The organism is Halapricum desulfuricans, from assembly GCF_017094465.1.
Taxonomy (GTDB): Archaea; Halobacteriota; Halobacteria; order Halobacteriales; family Haloarculaceae; genus Halapricum.
Map to the genome: position 1 here is coordinate 2,591,508 of NZ_CP064791.1, position 18,596 is coordinate 2,610,103.

The window sequence follows — 18,596 nt, forward strand, 5'->3', positions numbered from 1 at the left end:
AATGTCTGTGATCCGGTCGCTACGTCACGGCGGCGGATATCAGACGTTCGAGTCCCAGTGCTCACAGGGCTCCATGTCGTCCATGTAGCGGCCGTCGTGTCCGCAATAGGGGGCGATGCCATCGTCGGTACGGACGTAGCTGAAGTGCTCGCAATTGCCACAATACTGGTCAGGCCGTCCGCGGACAGTGACCGAATCCAGGAACGCGCCGTCGTCCGCCGTGGTGGCGCCGGCACCGTCGCTGGCGGGCCGGGTCGCGTCCGCCCGGTTGGTCTGGGTCTCGACCTCGCCGTCGGGCGTCGATCCGAAAAAGCCGATGCCGCCGAGTCCCTGCTGCGGCGTCGACTCCTCGATCAGGCGGATGCGGCCCTCCTCGGTGACTTCCATGCGGGCGGTCCCGCCGGGCGTCTTGCGCGTCTCGAAGGTCGCGACCGCGAGGAACAGACACCAGGCGGTCGTGAGGAGGCCGGCGACGTAGACGACCGTCGTCGCGAGGGTCAACCCGGGACTGGGGTCGGCCGCACCGAGCCACTGCTCGGGGTAAGCAGCCGTAAACAGCGCGACGCCGAAGACGGCCACGCTCGCGCCGATAACTGCCGTCGCACGCGTCGATCGGCCGGCCGGGAGGACGGTGAAACCACCGAGCATTGCGGCGGGAGCACCAATCCCAGCGAGGATCCCCGCGATCTCGCGGGACTCGAAGGTGTCGAGTCCGAGGAGATCACTCAGGCCCGTCGTCGCGACGAGGATTCCGCCGACGACGAGCGCCGCCCCCACGGCAAACAGCGCTACGCCGAAATACAGCCGCTGGGAGTCCACGGCCGCCGTCCGGTCCTCGTACACCTCCGTGAGGCTGGTCATGCGGGGCTGTACGCCAACCAGCATCAAAACTACCCGTCAGACGCGCGGCAGACGCGCGCCGCACCCGGTCGCACCGCCACAGCTGTCCCGCTGCGTGGGACGGGGTCGCATACCGACTCCGAAAGCTCTAATCGCCACGGGCTGAAACGGAGGGGTATGAGCGACGACGAGGCGGACGAACCCGCGGTCGAGCTCGGCGAGGGCCGAGATCTCGAGGGCGTCCCGATCGCACAGGTCTCGGCGCGGCTGATGTGGGGCATCGAGAAGAGCGACGTCCGGCGTCGCGAGGGCGACACCGTGATCCGAACGCCGGACGGTCCGCGCGAACTCGGCGACGTCCTCGATGAGATCGATCGGACGTACTTCGACCGACGCCAGACATTCGAATCGGCCGTCCGTGACGTGATCGGACACGGCCCCGTCCCGACCGAATGACAGCACCGGGCGACCGGAGAACGACGCGTCTAACTCACCCGGGGCCGTCCGTCCGGGCATGCTACACTTCGTGACGGGCAACGCCGGGAAGGTCAGGGAAGCCCAGTCGCTGCTGGACGCGGACGTATCGCAGTTCGACTTCGACTACACCGAGATACAGAGCCCCGAGTTGGAGGCGATCGCCGCTCGCGGGGCTCGGGAGGCCTACCGGGAGGTCGGCGAACCGGTGTTCGTCGACGACTCCGGCCTGTTCGTGGACGCGCTCGACGGGTTTCCGGGGCCGTATTCGGCATACGTCGAGGGCACCGTCGGGATCGAGCGCGTGTGGCGTCTGGTCGAACCCGAGGACGACCACGGGGCCGCATTCCGGGCGGTCGTCGCGTACTGTGACGGAACCGACGAGGTGCGAACATTCGAGGGACGGGTGACCGGCGAGATCGTCGCGCCGCGTGGTGACGGCGGGTTCGGCTACGACCCGATCTTCGAACACGACGGCCGGACCTTCGCGGAGATGGACCCCGAGGCGAAAAACGCCGTCTCCCATCGCGGCCGGGCGCTCGAGACGTTCGCCGAGTGGTACGATACCCGGTAGCGATCGGAGCGAGCATCTGTCGTCGATGGGTAGCTCACCGTTCCGTGGCTGGTTTTTTCTCTCGTGGCCGCCCAGAGTCGGACATGCGCGTCAGCGTCATCGGCGGCAGCAGCGTCGGCGAACAGCACTACGATCTCGCCCGCGACGTCGGCCGACTGCTGGGCAAGCGCGGCCACGAGGTCGTCTGTGGCGGACTCGGCGGGGTCATGGAGGGGGTCTGTCGCGGTGCGATCGAGACGGGCGGTCACACGATCGGCGTGCTCCCCGGCGAGGACCGGGCCGCGGCCAACGAATACGTCGAGACCGCGGTCGCCACGGGGCTGGGCAACGCCCGCAACGCGCTGGTCGTCCTGAATAGCGACGGAGCCATCGCGATCGACGGCTCGACCGGCACGCTCTCGGAGATTGCCCTCGCGCTGGACCGCGGGCTGGCGGTGGCCGGCCTGGATACCTACGATATCGAGGGCGTCGAAGCCGTCGAGACGCCCGAAAAGGCGATCGAGCACGTCGAACGCGAGGCCGGGCACCGGTACGAGTCCGAGCGATAGGACGAGTGCGGGCGACAGTAGCTTCTTGGCGCTGGGGGGCCCAGATCCGGTATGGTCGTCGACCGAGACGAAGCCGTATCACTCGACGAGCGCGACGGCGAGGATGACGAGGATCCCTCGCTGCTCGATCGGGTCAAAAGCTACTACCGCAAGGTGTTCTCGCCCGCGCGATACTGACTCGCCGAGTGCCACCGGTGACGCGGCCTTGCCCGCGCAGTATCGAGGCCCGCGAGGAACTCCGCTACCTGCCGATCCGGACAGTTAGAACACGAACCGTTCGAGGAGCCGCCGTCCGAGCGGCGGCCGCCGGGTGGCCTGCGGGTAGACGGTGACGGTCGTCGCACTCGTGGGGGGCGTCGGCGGGCTATCGTCGAGCAGTACGTGGCGGATCCGGTGATCGGCCCCGTCGTGGATGACCAGGTCGGGCGACGAGTCCCGGCCGCCGTCGGGGCGGACGGCCCTGGATCGGACGGGAACCGAGAGCATCCCCGAGAGCTCCGCTTCGAGGTCGGCGATCGTCTCCTCGTGGCGGTCGGTTCTGTCGCGTCCGGCCGGATACCACAGCGAGAGAGTCCCGTCGTTTGCTGTCACGAGCGTCTCCGCGAGTGTGACAGATCGGGGCCCGTACGGCGTGCCGTCCCCCGAGAGCACGACGTGTCCAGGACTGTCATAGCCGAGGTTGTCCACCAGCAGGACGTCACAGGGGGCGTGCCTGACGACCCAATCGACGGGGTCGCCGAACAGCCGCGAGCGGAGCCGGAGGGGTTCGTGTTCGGCGAGGATCGTCTCGACGTCGTGCTCCTCGGCGACGTTGACGATCGCGTGTTTCGTGTCGTGGCTGACGATCTCCTCGGCGTCGATCGTGACTCCGGACTCCGCGGCGAACTCGCTGGTCCGCCGCTCGAAGGAGCGATCGGCCGACGACTGGACAGTGACCTCGTCAGTGAGCGGGGCCTGATCGGGAATCTCCTCGAAGCGGACGGCGATCACGCGGCCGTCGTTCGGACGGGCGATGTCGGCGGCCATCGAGAGGAGCGAGCGCTCGCGTTCGGCCCCGAGATCTTTCGTCAGCGCGACGAGCACGTCGTGTGACCCCGTGAGGGAGTCGGATTCGATGTCCGCGATCGCGTCCCGGCCGACGCGCCGTCGGATCGCATCGCGCGCGACACCTTCCCGGCGGACGCGGGGCCGGACGTAGATCGCGTACCAGACGATGCTGGCGAGCGTGATGAGGGCCGCACCGGCGAGTGCGATCACCCCCATCTGGGTCAACAGCAGCACGCCCGTGACGGCGCCGAAGATCTGCATCCAGGGGTACAGCGGCGAGGTGAACGCGGGCTCGTACTCGGCGCTGCCCTGGCGGAACGCGACGACGGCGACGTTGATCAGCGCGAACACCATGATCTGGAAGGCGCTGGCGAGTTTCGCGATCTCGAGGATCGGAACGAACGCGATCAGCACCAGCATGACCGCCCCTGTGAGCGTGATCGACGTGACTGGCGTCCCGAACCGGTCGCTGACGGTGGATAGAGACGGGGGTGCCAGCTTGTCGCGGCTCATCGCGAAGGGGTACCGCGATGAGGAGAGCACGCCGGCGTTAGCCGTCGAGATCAGTGCGAGAACGGCCGCGACGATGACGACGACGACCCCGGCCTGTCCGAGCGTCGCCTCGGCAGCGACGGCGACCGGCGTCAGCGAACCGGCGATGGCCCCGGGATCAGTGATCCCGACCATCACGGCGACGATGGCCACGTACAGAAGCGTCGTGAACGTGAGCGATCCGAGGATGCCGACGGGGATGTTCCGGTCGGGGTTTTCGACCTCCTCGGCGACGCTGGCGACCTTCGTGACCCCGGCGTAGGAGACGAACACCAGCCCGGTCGCGGCCAGCAAGCCGCCGACGCCGTCGGCGAAGAAGTTCGCGTAGTTGGCCGACTGGACGCTGGGGGCGCTCCCGGCGGCGAACCAGCCCAGCGCCGCCAGCATGACGACGACGATCCCGACCTGGAGCCGGCCGGTCTGTTTCGCCCCGAGGAGGTTGACCAGAATGAGCACTGTCGCCAGCCCGAGCGCGACCGGCTTCAGCGGGAGGTCGAAAATCAGCAGCAGGTACGGGACACCACCGACCAGCGCCAGCGCACCCTTGAATGACAGCGAGAACCACGTCCCGACGCCGGCGATCGTCCCGAGCAGCGGCCCCATCCCGCGCTCGATGTAGATGTACGTCCCGCCGGCCTCCGGCATCGCGGTCGCCATCTCCGACTTCGAGAGGGCAGCGGGAACCACGAGCAGGCCCGCGAGGAGATACGCGAGGATCACCGCGGGTCCGGCGATCTTCAACGCGAGCGCCGGCAGGATGAAGATGCCGCTGCCGATCATCGCACCGATACTGATCGCAAGTACTGACGGGAGTCCGAGGTCGCGTTCGAGTTCCTTCATTCGGTTGCCTCCGGTCTCGTGGGAGTGCTCGACACCTGGTCAACCAGCGCGTTCGATAGCGTCGTCGACACACAGATCGGTTCGTGAGCGATGTCCTCGAAGAGGTCACACCGATCGGGATCGTGGACCAGCACGAGGACCCGCGGCACGTCGAAGTGCGTGCGCACTTTCTGGGCGATGAGCATGTTCCGGCTGTCCTCGTCCGTGGCCACGATGACCGTCGAGGCGTCCGCGACACCGGCGGCCCCGAGCGCCGCCACATCTTCGGGATCGGCCCGGAAACCCGAGCGGTCGTCGGGACCCTGGGCCTCGTCGATCAGTCGGACAGCGTGTCCTGCCGCTTCGAGGTGGTGAGCGATAGCGGCGCCGAAACGACCGGTTCCGAGGACATAATACGCTACGGGTGGACGTTCCGCGCTCGCGGGCCGGTTCGGTTGTGGCTCCATGATTATGAGGGATACCGCGTTCGGTGGCTGCCGTTCATATCTAAGCTATGCAGACAGAACAGCATAAAACCCCGACTATATTGACGGATCGTCAAAATAAGGACGATAATATCGTGTTACGTCTCAAAGGTCGTGGACCGGGACGCACAGCCGAACAGTAGTATCGAGCCCGGATAGAGTCGAAAACATCATAATTATGCACCCAGTAGAGAGCAGCCAATCAATGAAAGACGGTGAGTTGGACTCTGTGGACCGATCTATCCTCTATTATCTCCAGCGGGACGCGCGCCATACCTCTTCCAGCGATATCGCGGCCGAACTCGATCTGTCCCCGAGCACGGTGCGGACGCGACTCAACAAGCTCGAAGAGAGCGGGATCATTCGTGGATACAACATCGACATCGATTACGACGAGGCCGGATATCCGCTGTACACGAAGATCATCTGTACGGCACCGGTGACCGAGCGAGACGAACTCGCCAAGGCGGCCCGCGACGTCAACGGCGTCACGGCCGTTCGGGAGATTATGACCGGAAAGCGCAACGTGTACGTCAACGCGATCGGGAAATCGCACGACGATCTCAACCGGGTCGCCGAGGAGCTCGACGCGCTCGGGCTGGAGATCGTCGACGAGCAGATCATCCGCGACGAGTACGTCTGCTCGTACCACGGCTTTCTCGACGACGATCTCGACGGCGAGAGCGGATAGCGAGGGATCTGCGATCCCTCGGACTATGCGAACGGCGATAGCGCGGAACGGAGTTCCGCGGACTATGCGAGCGGGCCTTGCGCGGCGCAACGCGCCGCGAAACCGTGGCGTGAAACCGCCTCGCAGCCCGCGAGCAGATGACGAGAGACGAAGTCGCTCGAGCCACTTGACCCGAGGCGATTTACGAGAGCCACTCGGTGAACTCGCCCTCGATGAGCGTCTCCTCCTGCTTGCGGATGTACTGGGCCTGCATCCCCCAGATCGCCTCCGCAAGGGGGACCCCCTCCTGTACGCGCCGGCGGACGTAGCCGAACTTCCAGCGAGCGGGCGTGATCCGCCGGTCGACGCGCTCGCGTAGCGGACGGATGTACTGCCGGGCAGCCTCGGTCGACAGTCCCTGTAGTTCCAGGCCGTCCCGGGCGTGTTCGAACAGTTCGCCGTAAATCTCCTCGATGTCGCTGGTCTCGCCAGCACCCGTGATCCAGACCAACTCGGCGTCCAGCCCGTCCCGCATCGCGTTGTAGAAGTTCTGTTCGGCGCGCTCCCACTCGAGGGTCCGCACCGGATGTTCCCGCCGGATCAGACTCTCCAGCAGGCCGGCGAAAACGGCCTGGAACGCGACGGAATCCCGGATTGTCGGCTGGGCTGGCAGCGGTCGGAACTCGATGCGGGCGTTGGCCTGCGAGCGGGTCGCGCCGTCGAAGACCGGACGGACCCACCGCCAGTACGAACCGTGTTTGTGCCTGACGTGGGCGAACTGGTCATCGAAGCGCTCCCCGCGAGAGACCTCCATCGGGACGATCGTCTCGTCGGCGACGATGGCGTCGATGGCGTCCTCGACAGTCTCGAAGTCGGGCGGGAAGCAGACCTTCTTCGGGGCCGAGTCGTCGACGGCGTTGAGGACCGATTCGAACACCGAGATGCGATGTTCCATCCAGGCGTCGTCCAGGATCGTCGCGTCGGGCACGTCGTCGTACAGGTCCGGCGGGAAAAACGGCGAGTTGACCCCGAGTGCGAGCAGCGGGCCGGCGATCCGAAGCGCGTACCGGAAATACTCCGGCAGGTCCGGCGCGTGAGGCACCTGCACGTGTGGCTGGATCGAGGTAATCAGACTCTCGGGCATGACCGTCTCGGCGTCCAGCGTGACGTTCGGCGCGTCCAGGCGCAGCCCCGAGGGGTAATCGGTGTTGGCCATCGCGTGATAGCGGACGGAATCGGACATGTTCGTCCCGATGCGGACGCCGTCGGCCTCGACCGAGTCACAGAGATACGAGCGGGCGGTCTCGCCGTTCGGCGGGACGGTCCACATCCCGTCGCTGACCAGCTGGATGTCGTCCGCGCGGGTGCGTTCCTGGGCGGGGACGAGATTGGCCTGCAGTTCCTGCTCCTGGGCCGCGAGTCCGTAGGAGTTGAGCGGCTGCGGGCTGGTCTGCATCTCGGCGTTGTGCAGGCCGAGTTCCTTCTCGAAGCCGATCCGTTCGAGCAGCGGACGGGACACGCGCTGGAGCGCGTCGGTCCGGTCGTCGACGGCGTACAGCTCCAGCTCGAGGCCGACGATCGTCTCGCTGTTGTCGAAGGTACCGTCCCGGACTTCGGCTTTGAGGCGTTCGGCCTCCTCGACCGCCTGAGCCTGGAACTCCTCGGCGTCGACCGCGAGCGACTCCCTGACAGCGGCCGCGAGTTCGGATGCCGACATACCCCCCGATTACGCGTCCCACGTGTTGAAAGGTTCGGCTACGTCGGGACGACGACCACCGGACGCGTCGCCTCGCCCGCGACGGCGGCCGCAGTGCTGCCGAGTCCGTCAGCTTCGTGGTCGCCGCGACGCCGGCCGACGAGGAGTTCGTCGGCGTCGATCTCCGAGGCGAGATCGAGAATCGCCTCGATCGGGTCGCCTTCGCGGCGTTCGGTCCAGACGGTCGCCGGTGCGAGGCGAGCGCGGGCGACGTTGATCGCGTCGCCGACGTCCCGCTCGGGCGCGTCCGGTTCGGAGGCGCCCAGGACCATCACGGTATCGTCGGCGTCGAGGCGATCAGCGAGATAGTCGCAGGCCGCCGCGCTGGTGTGGACGGACGCACTCGAAAGCAGGTAAGTTGTCACATCGGAGGAAAGAGGGCCAGGAACAAGTCGGTACCGCCACGGCGAACGCGAGATTTACGTTTCCCCACGACCCAGGAGAGGTGTGCGCGTCGAAAACAGCTTCATTCCGGTCGAGGGCGTCGGCGAGACCACCGAGCGACGGCTCTGGGAGCGCGGGATCACCCACTGGGACGAGTTCGATCCCGACGCCGTCGGCCCGACGACCGCCGAGCGGATCCAGTCGTTTATCGACCGAGCATACGACCGCCTCGAGGAGGGCGATTCGTCGTTTTTCGCCCGGGAGTTCCCCAGCGCCGAGCAGTGGCGGCTGTTCGAGACCTTCCGTGACGGCGCGCTGTTTTTCGACATCGAAACGACCGGCCTGGACGCCGACCGCAACGAGGTGACGACGGTCAGTGCCCACCTCGACGGCCGCACGGAGACACTCGTCCAGGGCCGGGATCTGTCCGACGACACGCTGCGGGAACTGTTCGCCGACGCCGATCTGCTGGTGACGTTTAACGGCAAACGGTTCGACGTCCCCTTCCTGGAGACGAACTTCGACGTCTCGCTGTCCCGAATGCCCCATCTCGATCTGCTGTACCCCTGTCGGCGTCTCGATTTGACGGGCGGCCTGAAAACCATCGAGCAAGAGATCGGGATCGGGCGGGACCGGCCGGACATCTCCGGCAAAGAGGCGGTAGAGCTGTGGTACCAGTACGAACGCGGCGACGAATCTGCACTAGAAACGCTGGTGTCGTACAACCGCGAGGACGTCAGAAACCTCGAACCGCTGGCCGAGCGGGTCAACGAGCGCCTCGAACGGTCGCTCCTCCCTGAGACGACGACGATCTGACGGGGCAAGCGACCCCCTTCCTTCGCATGGAGAACGCCGTTGACCTCCTTCACGGCCTGAAGACCGTGAAATCCCGAGCGTTGTAATAATAAACACTCCACACTACCGCAGGTACGGCGGTTACCGTGATGGCGACGGCCTGAGCAGGTGCTCGCGGCCGGCAACGAGGCCCAGCGAGAGCCCGGTGAAGTGAGCGATCAGCGCGACGCCAGCGCTGGCCGTGACGACCGTCAGGGTGCCGGCGACTCCGAGCACGACCGCGAGTTGCACGCGCGGACTGAGCTTGATGCCGGCGGCGATCCGTTCGGTCAGGCGGTTGCCGGCCAGGACGTATCCCAATAGTGCGAAGACCGCGCCACTGGCACCCAGGACCGCGGTCCCCTGCCCGAAGACGAGCGCCGTGACGGCGACCTGCACGACGCCGGCGACGACCCCAGCGGCGAGAAAGAACGCGTAGAAGCGGGCCGGGGACGTGCGGCGTTCGAGGAAGATGCCGACGACCACGAGCCCAAGCAAGTTCGAGAGGAGATGCCCGAGGCTCCCGTGGGCGAAAATGCTCGTCACCAGCGTCCAGGGACGGTCGGCCAGCGGCCAGGCGAGCGCGAAATACCACGGATCGACCCCGACCAGTGCCAACAGCACCTGGACGACGCCGACGACGACGGCGAGAGCGGCAAGCGTCAGGGTCGGGCTCGACGGTTCGTCCATACCGACCGAACGGGGTCGACCGGAAAAAATGGGACGGTCGGGGGACTGGCGCGAACGGATCGCCAGCGGCTCAGTCGCCGGACCGGATCCGTCGAGTGACCTGCTGGAAGACGTCGTTGCAGGCGTCGCAGTTCGCACAGCCGATCTCGCTGCAGTCGATGGCCTCGCCACAGCGCGGACACTGCAGCCCGCGGGCGGGATCGAAGTCGAAGTCGCAACTCGGACAGATCATAGGATCACCGCCAGCAGGCCACCGACGCCAAAGGCGACGACCCAGGAGCCGACCCACATCAGGAGCGCGCTCTTTGCGTCCCGTTCCTTGAGGATCATCACCATCGAGAGGATACACGGGACGAACAGCGTGATGACGACCAGACCGATAAAGGTCTCGGCAGTGGTGAACGCCATATCCGTCATCCCGGCCGCGGCGAAGTCACGCCGGACCAGCCCCAGCAAGAGGACGCGAGCGAACTCCTGCGGAAGTCCGACTAGCGCCGTAACCGGCGACAGCACACGCTGGATCACGGCGAATCCACCGACGTACTCGAGCGCCGAGATAGCGACCGCTGCGACCGCGAACAGCGGGATCGCCTCCCGGAGGAACATCTTCGTCCGGTTGTAGGTCTTCCGGAGGATGTTCCGGGGTCGGGGCACGCGCATCCGAGGGAGTTCAGTCACGAGCGGCGTCTGCTCGCCGGGGAGCGTCCGATCGAGGAAGAGTCCAGCGACCCCGAGCACGAGAAGCAAGACGCCGAGGTAGCCGAACCACCAGATCAGCCCCAGCCCGGCGAGCAGTCCCATGATGACCCCGAGCTGGGCCGAACAGGGAACCGCGAGCCCGAGCAGCGCCGTCGAGATGAGGCGCTCGCGGCGGTCACCGACCATTCGGGTCGTGATGACGGCCATCGTCACACAGCCGACGCCGACGATCATCGGGACGATCGCCCGGCCGTTCAGCCCGATCCGGTTGAGTCCGCGGTCGGTCAGCACGGCCAGCCGGGGGAGCATCCCCGAGTCCTCGAGGATGCCGATCACGAAGTAGAACGCGATGACCAGCGGCAGCAGAACGCCGACGATGTACTGGACGGTGATCGTCAGCAGGCCGAGGTTGCCGTTGATCAGCATGAACTCGATCGGCTCGGCCCAGGAGGCAGCAGGGAGAATCCCCTCAACGGCGCCCTCGACGATCGGATTGTAATACTCGCCGAAGACTGTAATCTCGAGGAAGTCGACGACCTTCTGGGCGACGACGACCCCGATGAAGTAGAAGATCGCACCAAGCATCGCGAGCGCGATCGGGGTCCCGGTCAGGGGATCGAGCATGAGGTCGCTGAACCGCTCGGCCCAGGACGAATCGCGCTCCTCCCGGGAGAGCACACCGCCGACAACGTCCTCGACACGACGGCGTCGATGTCCGTAGACGTCCTCGCGCTGGCCGATCTCCGTGAGCGCCGGGACGCCGCCGTCGGCGACGATCGCGCCGGACGAGACCCGCTCGGCGGTCGGCTCGTCACCCTCGACGATGAGCGTCTTTTCGGCGCGAGAGGCCCCGACGTCGTCGGGGAGCTCGTCGAACCACCGCTCGACGGGCGTCGACGCCGGCGCAGTGGCCTCGGGAACGCGCTCGCGGAGTTCGTCGATCCCCTCGCCGTCGACCGCTACCGTGGGGACGACCGGGACGCCGAGCTCCGCTTCCAGTGCGTCGGCGTCGATGTCGACCCCGTCGGCCTCGGCCTCGTCCATCATGTTCAGCGCGACGACCGTCGGGATCCCCATATCGAGCAACTGCAGCGTCAGGAACAGGTCCCGATCCAGCTGGGTCGCGTCGACGACGTTGACGACCGCGTCGGCTTCGAGAACGATCTCGCGGGTGACGCGCTCTTCCTCGTCGAAGCTGGAGATCCCGTAGACGCCGGGAGTATCGGTCAGTTTGGCGTCGCCGAACGCGGCCTCGGTCGTGTCGACGGTCGTCCCCGGGTAGTTCGAGACGTCGACGTACTGCTCGGCGAGTTCGCCGAAGACGACGCTCTTGCCGACGTTCGGGCAGCCGACCAGTGCGATCGTCTCGTCGGCGTCGACGTCACAGTCGCCGGTCTCGTGACAGCTCATCTATCGGCCCTCGCATGCGAGATCTCGATCTCGGCGGCCAGATCGGCCCCGAGAGCCATCTCCGTGCCGTTGCGCCTGAGAACGATCGGTCCCTTCCGGAGCCTGTGGCGACACTCCACAGCGCCGTCCAGAAAGCCGAGCCTGAGCAGGCGCGCCCGGACGTCGTCGTCCGGGACGCGCTCTAGGGAGACGGACTCGCCCGGGGCCGTGTCGGCCAGCACCTCAGTCATTTAGGTCCACCTAACTGAAGATAGCCAACCAAAGAGGTAAAGAAGGGGCGGCGGTTCCCAGGTGCTGAAAACAGATGTTTACAATTGTGTAGAATTTGGGCAGCCAAAACCAGGCGGCAGTGCGGTTTTGTGTGCGACAGTGCAAGCAAGATTGTGACGAGTGGCACCTACACGCTGTTGATCGAGCTGCCCGAGGCGGCGACGATCACGTTCGGGGCGGCCGGCGAGCGCGAACTGGCGGCCGGGATCTACGCCTACACCGGCAGCGCGTTCGGCCCGGGTGGGTTCTCCCGGATCGATCGCCACCGGCGAGTGGCGAGTGGCGAAAACGACGCCCGCCACTGGCATATCGATTACCTGCTCGGTCATTCGGGGACACGCATCGTCGAAGTCGTCCGCTCGGCCGACGCCGACGCCGAGTGTGCGGTCAGCCAGCGTCTACCCGGTGAGCCGGTCGAGGGGATCGGCGCGTCGGACTGCGACTGTAACAGCCATCTGGTGTACGGCGGGCGAGACGAGGCGTTTCCGGACGAAGTTCGGCGGGCGCACGCGAGTGCGCGAAACGACTGAGTTCGTAGAACGACTCGAGACCTAAGACGGCTTTCGTTCGCCGGAAATCGTTGCGAGGGATCGCGTCGCTACTCTCGAATTAGCCGCCAGAGAAGTAGTCCTGGGAGGATTCGAACCTCCGTCGTAGCCCCCAGAAGGCTACATGATTGGCCACTACACCACAGGACTGCATTCGACAGAACGCCGTGGGTTTACTAAATGTTGTCGCTTTCTTCTGGGGTAACTACGGGGCGCTCGTAGTGTTCTTTCCGGTGGCAGTTCGCGCAGAGAACGACACACTTCTCGACTTCTGCGCGTATGTCCGACTCGGGTTCGCCATTGGTGATCATCTCGCTGACACCCGCGTGTTTCTCCGAGACGTGATGAAACTGCAAACACACTGGATCGGTCTCCGAGCAACGCTGACAGCCACGCGTGCGCTTGTACTCGTAAGCCCACTGCCGGAGCCGTTCCACTCTAGTCTGAGCCCCTTCCGCCATCACGCGCGCCTCTGGCGCTGAAACGTGTTCTTTCGCGTGGCAATTTGCACACAGAATCTCACATTTTTCCATTTCGGCCTCGATATCGGATTTCGAGTATCCGTACGGGACCATCTTGTTGACGGCCATCTCCTTGTCCGCACTTGATAGGTGATGGAAATCAAGACAGGCCGGGTCGGACTCCGGACACTTGGTACACCCGCCGCTGTCGTCCTTTCGCTTGTGGATCCGGGCGCGAAGCCGCTGACGGCGTCGCAGCGTTCGCCCGGTGTTCCACTCGCGGTTCTTGTAGTGCCAGCGTTGATACCGTGTGAGTTGTTCCCAGACGAGTCCGTCCGGTAAGTCGACATCGTCCGGTTTAGACTGTACACGAGAACCGTGCGAAGCGTACGTCTCCAGCCCCGCCGCTTCTTTGGCGTTGTTCCAGCCACCCATCACGCGCTGGATCGTTCCCGAAGCGGGGATCAACCCCAACTCCTCGTACTGGGCTTTCGTCGGTGACTCGCCCAGCTCCTCGGCAGCCTCTCGCAACGCGTCGACGCACTCGGACTCGGTCGTCACGCCACGGGTTGTGCCGCCTTCCAATATATATAAAGAGCTGAGTCGGGACCAGGCACGTCCAGAGGCGCGGTCGCTCTCGCGAACGCCGTCGGTGTGCCGTCGGCAACGACACCGCACACGGCGTCGACGAGTACGTGACAGCCGAAGACCCCGAACGGACGACGCGTGGTACGAGCGGGTCCGTCGCTGTTCGCCGGACAGAGGTCGCAATAGTGGCATATACTGCTATTGAGGGGACAGAGCAACGGTTATAGGTCGCTTCTCCCAACAGGTGAGGTACGTCGCGAACACCGGCAACTCAAACGGAGACCACAATGACAGGACCACACACAGTGCAGGTCGCGTTCGTCTGCGTCCAGAACGCCGGGCGCTCACAGATGGCCTACGCGTTCGCCGAGCGGGAGCTCGAAACACGCGAACTCGACGACAGAGTATCGATCGTCACGGGCGGGACCCGCCCGGCCGAGCACGTCCACGAGGAAGTGATCGAGGCGATGAGCGAGCGCGGCGTCGATCTCTCCGATCGCCAGCCCCGAGAGATCACTTTCGAAGAAACCAGCGATAGCGACTACGTCATCACGATGGGCTGTTCGGCAGAGGACGTCTGCCCGGCGACCTGGAGCGGTGACAGCCGCGACTGGGACCTGGACGACCCGGACGGTCGACCGCCAGCCGAAGTCGCCGCTATCCGCGAGGAGATCGAACGGCGTGTCACAGCGCTGTTCGACGAACTCGAAGACAGGGTGCTTGAGGACTAGAACGGGCTTTGTTCGGCTGACTGTGAGCCATCGTCTCCGTCCGAATCGCCACTCGAGTCGGGAACGGAGACACCGATCGACTGCAGTTTCATCTTGCCTTCGTCGGTAGCCATCCCCGGGGACCACGGCGGGTCCCAGACGAGTTCGACGGTCGCTTGCTCGACGTCATCGACCGCCTCGACGGCGTTTTCGGCCTGTGTGACCATCTGGCCGGCGATCGGGCAGGTCGGACTCGTCAGCGTCATCTCGACATCGACAGTGGCGTCGTTGATCTCGATCTCGTAGACGAGGCCGAGATCGTAGACGTTGACCGGGATTTCCGGATCGTGGACGCCTCGAAGCGCCTCGACGACTGCCTCGTGTTCGACCATAGCTCTACTTCGGGCTCGAAGAGTTTCAACCTTGTAGCGAGCGCCGAGGTCGACAAGGAGCCACAAGGCACACGGGATTGCCGTGAGACCGGAGTAGAGACACGTATCAATCTGCCGGGCGCGGCGGGTCCGTGACAACGCCGACTCCGGAGAATTCAAATCGGGTCCTAGTCTTGTCGGATTCAACACTGCCGTTCCAGCCGTGTCCGGAAGCGACCCGTTCGACGATCAACAGGCCGAGTCCGCGGCGGCCTTTTCCATACGCACCGCCGAACAGCGACTCGGCAATCTCCTCAGGGAGGCCGGGGCCCGTGTCTTCGACGGCAAATCCGTCCTGAGTTCCCTCGACTGTCACCACCACGCCCGCATCGCAGTGTTCCTCGACGTTGCGGAAGAGGTTCTCGAACAGCTGACGTAGTCGGGACCTGTCGGCCTGGACGGTCCGATCGTTGCTGATCTCGAGAGTCGCTGTCGTCGGTGAAACTGTCTCCCACGCCACCCGGGCGACCGAGGACAGTTGCACCGGCTCTCGTTCCCCGACATCCGCGCCCTCTTTGGCCAGCGTGAGCGTCTCGGTGATCAGCGTCTCCATCCGGTCGAGTGAGTCAAGCGCCGTCTGGAGATAGTCCGATTCGGGACCTGAGACCGATTCGGCAGCCAGTTCCGTGTATCCCCGGGCCCCAGTCAGCGGGTTTCGAAGGTCGTGTGCGAGCACGCCCGCGAACTCGTTGAGCCGCTCGTTCTGTGCGTCAAGCGCGCGATAGTGACGCTCACGTTCGATCTCGTGACCGATCCACTGGGTGAGCAACTCCACGAACTGTTTTTCTTCGGCCCCGAACGCGGACGGCCGTGGCTCGTCGCCCGAGAAACACAGCGTCCCGTAGGTATCGCCATCGACCACGATCGACGCGCCGACATAACACTGGAGACCGGTCACGTCCCGTGCGATGTCGTCGCTGTATGGCGAGTCACCCGCATCGGAAATTACGAGCGTCTCGTCGTCGCTGACGACGTGTCGACACCACGTCGTCTCCAGGTCGTGTGTCGAGCCGGCGGCGTACTGGCCGCTCTGTATCGTCGAGCCGATCACCTCGTAGTCGCCGCTGCCAGTGTGGGAGAGAACACCGTAATCAACGTCAAGGCGGTCCCGCCCGATCGTAATCGCCTGCTCGATTTTCTCCTCAAGCGATGCGGACGTATCGCTCCCCAATCGATAGAGGTCCTGAAAGTAGTCCCGAACCTCCGCGTCTGTCATACGTGTTATTCGGTGCCGAACCCACTAATCGTCCTCGGTCGTGAAGCCGGCTCGCTCCATCGCGCCCCACGTATCGACACCACGGAGATACTCGAACAGCCCGCGCCAGGCGATGAACGCTCGCCACTGTCTGTAGCCGAAGTTCTCCAGTACGCCGTACCACAGCAGTCGAAGGATCTGCCAGGGACTGTCATAACGGTTGAAACTCCAGACCTCGCTGAACACGCCGAACCACGACAGGAAGACGCCGAATCCGGTCGTCAGCAGGACGAACACAAGGAAGAACTCGATGTCCAACAGTCCGAAATACCACGCCAGCGGCAATAGAACGTAGCCGAGGCCCTCGACGAGCCGGCCGACCGTCTCCGCTGCGACGAAGAACGGCAGGATTACTGTCCCGACCCGGCCGTACCGGGGGTTAAACAGCATTCTCCTGTGTGTGACAACTGTCTCGACCATCCCCCGGAACCACCGCCGGCGCTGCCTGCTGAGTACTCGTAACTTCGAGGGGACCTCCGTCCACGCGACCGGCTCCGGGACGAAATCGACGGTGTAGGTCCGGTCGTGCTCTTTGAGATAGCGATGCAGGCGAACGACGATGTCGAAGTCCTCGGTGATCGTGTCGTGTCTGTAGCCACCGATCTCTTGGACGACATCGGTCCGGAACAGTCCGAACGCGCCGGAGATGAGGATGAGACCGTTGACGCGATTAAGGCCCAGCCGCCCCGAATAGAACGCCCGTAGGTATTCCATCACCTGAATCCCCGGCAACCCGGTCTTCGGTAGCGCGGTCTCTTTGACGACCCCGTCCTCGATCGTAGACGCGTTGGCGACCCGGATCACGCCACCGGACGCGACGGCCGTCGTCGGCTCGTTCAGGAACGGCCGGACCAGTGACAGCAGCGCGTCTCGATCGATGATCGTATCGGCGTCGACGGCGCAAAACAGCGGCATCTCGGTCAGCCACAGGCCGGCGTTGAGCGCGTCGCTTTTGCCGCCGTTTTCCTTGTCAACGACGAGCAGCTCCTCGTAGGTCGTCGATCGATACACGTCGTGAATCTCCTCGGCTGGGACCTCGAACGGGACCTCGGCGTCGACAGATTCGAGATCAAAGGTATCGATCAGCTGTTCGAGCGTGCGGTCGGTCGAGCCGTCGTTGACCACGACGACTTCCAGTTCCGGATAGTTCAACGAGAGCATCGACTGCACGCTCTCGGCGATCGTTTCCGCCTCGTTGTACGCCGGGACGACGACACCGATCCCGGGATAAAACGGGCTGGCGAACTTCCGGAACGGTGGGTCCCAGCGCGACTCTCGAACGCTATCACGGAGTTCGAGCAGCGCCAGCGCGTGCAACAGGAGATAGCCGACGTTGATCAGCGCGTAGAGACTGACGGCAAAGACGCCGAAGGCGAACACGACCGTCGCGACGAGATGTGCGAGCGTGTGCATACTAGCGCACCTTCTGAGTCTCCGCACGCCGTGCGAGACGGTCGTACTCGACGTGTTCGAGGCTCCAGTCCCACGCCGCCCCGAGCATCACCCCGGGGTCGGTCTCGAAGTGGTCCTGTCGTCTCGCCAGTGCCGTCATGCCGGCCGTGAGCGCACCGGAGTCAGTCTCCGCGGCCAGCGCCTGCTGGAGCACCTCGAGTGCCGCTCGGTCGCCCCACGACGCGAGCATCCCGTAGACTGCGTTTCGAACGCGCGGCGAGGGATCGTTCACCGCGCGTTCGAGAAACGCCCGATTGCGGAGCGACCCTCGCCATCCGAAACTGGCGAGCGCGTCGGCAGCGGCGGCCCGCGTGGCCTCTGTGCCGGTCTCAAGCACGGCGACGATCCACGCCAGTTCGCCGTCTCGAACGCTCGTTTCCAGTTGGGCACAGACCGCGAGCACCTGCCCCAACAGCGGTTCGGGCCACGTCTGGTAGGCCTCACTCGCTGTTCGAAGCAGGGGAGCGGGATCTCGGCGTGCGACGCGATAGAGCGTGTCCTGGCCGAACACGGTGAACTGCGCGTCGATGCCGTCGAGCAGGATCGCGATGCCAGTCTCCTCGTCCGCGAGTCGGTCAGTCTGCTCCAACAGCGTCACCACCGACGCGCGCTCGCGTGGCGTCCGGGGTTCGAACGACGATTCGAGGTACGGTCCCGGGCGACGTAGCAGCGTCAGCCACGTGAGCGCGTGCAAGCGCTCGTACTCGTCGCCGGCTTCGAGTCGCCGACCCGCACGTTCGGGAATTTCGAGTGCGTCCCCCAGCCCTCGAAGCGTCTCGGCTTCAGTGCCGTCGAGTTCTCGGAGGTGTTCGTCCAGAAGCGACTCGACGACATCTCGCTCGACGGACGAGAGGTCACTGACCCACGCCTCCCAGTCCGGGTCCTCGGCGAACAGCCGGTCGAGAAGTTCACCACGCAGTTCCGACTCGACTCGGTCGCGACGCGTTTGCTTCACCGAGCGATAGACCGACAGTCCGATCGTGAGATAAAACTGCACCGCGAGCAGGAGACCGACGACGAGTGCGACGAACACGAGCACAACGGTTTGAGGAACGGAATACCCAAACGCTGTCACGGCCAGGACGAGCCCAATCATCAG

At 65.0% G+C, this 18,596-nt stretch carries 22 protein-coding genes and 1 tRNA gene; 8 read left to right on the forward strand and 15 right to left on the reverse strand.

Going from position 1 to position 18,596, the window contains the following annotated elements; genetic code table 11:
• Positions 1–39 precede the first annotated feature (39 nt).
• Positions 40–861 carry a DUF7139 domain-containing protein gene (locus tag HSEST_RS13210; RefSeq protein ID WP_229121426.1) on the reverse strand — a complete coding sequence of 274 codons (822 nt, stop codon included), beginning with the start codon at positions 859–861 and terminating at the stop codon, positions 40–42.
• A 156-nt stretch (positions 862–1,017) separates the two neighbouring features.
• On the opposite strand from HSEST_RS13210, the gene HSEST_RS13215 reads away from it, so the two are divergent.
• The 4 genes from HSEST_RS13215 to HSEST_RS14555 all read left to right on the forward strand — a co-directional run bounded on the left by HSEST_RS13215 (position 1,018) and on the right by HSEST_RS14555 (position 2,613).
• Positions 1,018–1,296, forward strand: coding sequence for a DUF5789 family protein (locus tag HSEST_RS13215; protein ID WP_229121427.1), 279 nt, complete (start codon positions 1,018–1,020; stop codon positions 1,294–1,296).
• Positions 1,297–1,354: 58 nt separating this feature from the next.
• Positions 1,355–1,888, forward strand: a complete 534-nt coding sequence (locus HSEST_RS13220) for an XTP/dITP diphosphatase (RefSeq protein ID WP_229121428.1) — start codon at positions 1,355–1,357, stop codon at positions 1,886–1,888.
• An 83-nt stretch (positions 1,889–1,971) separates the two neighbouring features.
• Positions 1,972–2,436, forward strand: coding sequence for a TIGR00725 family protein (locus tag HSEST_RS13225; RefSeq protein WP_229121429.1), 465 nt, complete (start codon positions 1,972–1,974; stop codon positions 2,434–2,436).
• 51 nt (positions 2,437–2,487) lie between these two features.
• The gene (locus tag HSEST_RS14555; RefSeq protein ID WP_267491894.1) at positions 2,488–2,613 is read left to right on the forward strand and encodes a hypothetical protein; all 126 of its coding nucleotides are present in this window, start codon (positions 2,488–2,490) and stop codon (positions 2,611–2,613) included.
• An 84-nt stretch (positions 2,614–2,697) separates the two neighbouring features.
• Here the strand turns inward: HSEST_RS14555 and HSEST_RS13230 are convergent, their stop codons facing one another.
• Positions 2,698–4,875 carry an amino acid permease gene (locus tag HSEST_RS13230; protein WP_229121430.1) on the reverse strand — a complete coding sequence of 726 codons (2,178 nt, stop codon included), beginning with the start codon at positions 4,873–4,875 and terminating at the stop codon, positions 2,698–2,700.
• Entirely contained in the window at positions 4,872–5,321 is a 450-nt protein-coding gene (locus HSEST_RS13235) for an NAD-binding protein (protein ID WP_229121431.1), read from the reverse strand. Before HSEST_RS13235 ends, HSEST_RS13230 begins: the two co-directional genes overlap by 4 nt.
• A 223-nt stretch (positions 5,322–5,544) precedes the next feature.
• On the opposite strand from HSEST_RS13235, the gene HSEST_RS13240 reads away from it, so the two are divergent.
• Positions 5,545–6,030, forward strand: a complete 486-nt coding sequence (locus tag HSEST_RS13240) for an Lrp/AsnC family transcriptional regulator (RefSeq protein ID WP_229121432.1) — start codon at positions 5,545–5,547, stop codon at positions 6,028–6,030.
• 181 nt (positions 6,031–6,211) lie between these two features.
• Here HSEST_RS13240 and HSEST_RS13245 read toward each other — a convergent pair whose 3' ends face one another.
• Together HSEST_RS13245 and HSEST_RS13250 are read right to left on the reverse strand one after the other, a co-directional pair.
• A complete protein-coding gene (locus HSEST_RS13245) occupies positions 6,212–7,726 on the reverse strand; it encodes a hypothetical protein (protein ID WP_229121433.1) in 1,515 nt (504 codons plus the stop codon).
• A 38-nt stretch (positions 7,727–7,764) separates the two neighbouring features.
• The gene (locus HSEST_RS13250; protein ID WP_229121434.1) at positions 7,765–8,130 is read right to left on the reverse strand and encodes a universal stress protein; all 366 of its coding nucleotides are present in this window, start codon (positions 8,128–8,130) and stop codon (positions 7,765–7,767) included.
• Between the two features lie 82 nt (positions 8,131–8,212).
• Here HSEST_RS13250 and HSEST_RS13255 point away from each other — a divergent pair, with 82 nt between their 5' ends.
• Positions 8,213–8,965, forward strand: coding sequence for a ribonuclease H-like domain-containing protein (locus HSEST_RS13255; protein ID WP_229121435.1), 753 nt, complete (start codon positions 8,213–8,215; stop codon positions 8,963–8,965).
• A 120-nt stretch (positions 8,966–9,085) separates the two neighbouring features.
• On the opposite strand, the gene HSEST_RS13260 is transcribed toward HSEST_RS13255, so the two are convergent.
• From HSEST_RS13260 to HSEST_RS13275, 4 genes are all read right to left on the reverse strand, one after another.
• Positions 9,086–9,673 (reverse strand): rhomboid family intramembrane serine protease, encoded by a 588-nt coding sequence (locus HSEST_RS13260; RefSeq protein ID WP_229121436.1) that lies wholly within the window; start codon positions 9,671–9,673, stop codon positions 9,086–9,088.
• 70 nt (positions 9,674–9,743) lie between these two features.
• Positions 9,744–9,905 (reverse strand): hypothetical protein, encoded by a 162-nt coding sequence (locus tag HSEST_RS13265; RefSeq protein ID WP_229121437.1) that lies wholly within the window; start codon positions 9,903–9,905, stop codon positions 9,744–9,746.
• Positions 9,902–11,782, reverse strand: a complete 1,881-nt coding sequence (gene feoB, locus HSEST_RS13270; protein WP_229121438.1) for a ferrous iron transport protein B — start codon at positions 11,780–11,782, stop codon at positions 9,902–9,904. Before feoB ends, HSEST_RS13265 begins: the two co-directional genes overlap by 4 nt.
• On the reverse strand, positions 11,779–12,012 hold the full coding sequence (locus tag HSEST_RS13275) for a FeoA family protein (protein ID WP_229121439.1): 234 nt from the start codon (positions 12,010–12,012) through the stop codon (positions 11,779–11,781). Before HSEST_RS13275 ends, feoB begins: the two co-directional genes overlap by 4 nt.
• Before the next feature lie 150 nt (positions 12,013–12,162).
• Here HSEST_RS13275 and HSEST_RS13280 point away from each other — a divergent pair, with 150 nt between their 5' ends.
• On the forward strand, positions 12,163–12,582 hold the full coding sequence (locus HSEST_RS13280) for a GIY-YIG nuclease family protein (protein ID WP_418886556.1): 420 nt from the start codon (positions 12,163–12,165) through the stop codon (positions 12,580–12,582).
• 95 nt (positions 12,583–12,677) lie between these two features.
• Here HSEST_RS13280 and HSEST_RS13285 read toward each other — a convergent pair.
• Positions 12,678–12,750, reverse strand: a tRNA-Gln gene (locus tag HSEST_RS13285).
• 26 nt (positions 12,751–12,776) lie between these two features.
• A complete protein-coding gene (locus HSEST_RS13290; RefSeq protein WP_229121441.1) occupies positions 12,777–13,622 on the reverse strand; it encodes a homing endonuclease associated repeat-containing protein in 846 nt (281 codons plus the stop codon).
• Positions 13,623–13,936: 314 nt separating this feature from the next.
• On the opposite strand from HSEST_RS13290, the gene HSEST_RS13295 reads away from it, so the two are divergent.
• Positions 13,937–14,380, forward strand: coding sequence for a low molecular weight phosphatase family protein (locus tag HSEST_RS13295; protein WP_229121442.1), 444 nt, complete (start codon positions 13,937–13,939; stop codon positions 14,378–14,380).
• On the opposite strand, the gene HSEST_RS13300 is transcribed toward HSEST_RS13295, so the two are convergent.
• The 4 genes from HSEST_RS13300 to HSEST_RS13315 all read right to left on the reverse strand — a co-directional run bounded on the left by HSEST_RS13300 (position 14,377) and on the right by HSEST_RS13315 (position 18,593).
• Positions 14,377–14,751, reverse strand: coding sequence for an iron-sulfur cluster assembly protein (locus tag HSEST_RS13300; protein ID WP_229121443.1), 375 nt, complete (start codon positions 14,749–14,751; stop codon positions 14,377–14,379). The two genes, HSEST_RS13295 and HSEST_RS13300, sit on opposite strands and share 4 nt — an antisense overlap.
• Positions 14,752–14,857: 106 nt before the next feature.
• Positions 14,858–16,006 (reverse strand): GAF domain-containing sensor histidine kinase, encoded by a 1,149-nt coding sequence (locus HSEST_RS13305; protein ID WP_229121444.1) that lies wholly within the window; start codon positions 16,004–16,006, stop codon positions 14,858–14,860.
• Between the two features lie 24 nt (positions 16,007–16,030).
• The gene (locus HSEST_RS13310; RefSeq protein ID WP_229121445.1) at positions 16,031–17,458 is read right to left on the reverse strand and encodes a glycosyltransferase family 2 protein; all 1,428 of its coding nucleotides are present in this window, start codon (positions 17,456–17,458) and stop codon (positions 16,031–16,033) included.
• 1 nt (position 17,459) lies between these two features.
• The gene (locus HSEST_RS13315; RefSeq protein ID WP_229121446.1) at positions 17,460–18,593 is read right to left on the reverse strand and encodes a HEAT repeat domain-containing protein; all 1,134 of its coding nucleotides are present in this window, start codon (positions 18,591–18,593) and stop codon (positions 17,460–17,462) included.
• Between the last annotated feature and the right edge of the window lie 3 nt (positions 18,594–18,596).